The organism is Vibrio sp. YT-19(2023) (assembly GCF_033337395.1).
The window spans coordinates 1-998 of sequence record NZ_JAWOQN010000185.1 but is presented as its reverse complement, the minus strand read 5'-3'; the positions used below and the strand labels follow the sequence as shown (position 1 = coordinate 998).

At 44.4% G+C, this 998-nt stretch carries 1 protein-coding gene; it reads left to right on the top strand.

The window, feature by feature from the left end; translation table 11 throughout:
• Window positions 1-586: 586 nt before the first annotated feature.
• Window positions 587-745: a hypothetical protein gene (locus R7E78_RS24770; protein ID WP_318058427.1), complete on the top strand. Its 159-nt coding sequence runs from the start codon at window positions 587-589 to the stop codon at window positions 743-745.
• The last annotated feature ends 253 nt before the right edge of the window (window positions 746-998 follow it).

Genomic DNA, 998 nt, shown 5'->3' with positions numbered 1-998 from the left:
TGAGGATGATCCTGATCCCAGCAGGAGGCTGCAGTCAGGAGCAAAATGTGATACAGCTTTAAATTGGTCAAATATATAAACTTTTATTTATAATTTGCACTTGAGTTGTTCTTAAAAGGAAATTTCGGTTTATTTCAACCTGTCTCCTATCGTCCTAAATTTGTTTCAAGTGACTAGTGACATAAAAATAATAGTTAGCATGTTAGCCGTTAGCCTAGATACAGCCGGGGAGCATAGTAGCGTCAGACCTGTTAAAACATAAGTGAACGGGCAACCTTCAAGTGCAAAGTTAGTCCACTAAACAAGCTTTTTTTTCCACAAAGATCGCCTCATATCGTTAGGATAAATGTCAGAGAACATATAGAAAACGACATGTAAACGTGTTGTCTTACCTTACCGGTGTGCTGCCATGTTTGTTTACCATCTAGCTCTGCTTTCCGAAGCGCGGCTGAAATATCCCGAGAACAAGCAGCGATCTCATACCGTGCCTGAAATCTGGCGAGAACAAGCAGCAACAGCTGGAAGGCAGAACCGGACAGTAGCCTGAAAAGTTCATTCATTTATTTTATGAAAGATTTATAGAATAATGGCTGACTTTTTGCCAGACTTCGACTTTGTGGAGGAGGAATTTGATTTTGCAGAGTTTGATGGCCGCCCTTATTTATTTGAGCCAGAATACACTGACGAAGAGCTTCGTGAAATTGAAGAACGGAGGAGGAGAGAGAGAGAGAGGCACAACAGGTAGAGGACGAGAGAGGAGGAATGGCTGCTGCAAGGCTGCGTAGCTCTGGAGATTGGTGGTGTACCTGTGAATGCTGTGCCCCAGTGCCCACAGAAGAGGAATGCCTCTGTTGCAAGGAATGGGACCGGTTGCAGCATTATTTTCAAGGTCTGGATGTGACCGAGGACGAGACACCTCCACCTGGAGTAGTATCCAGCTGGGCTTTATCTAGAGTTCGCCAGATATATTTCGGCCACGCTTTGGAAAGCAGAGCTAG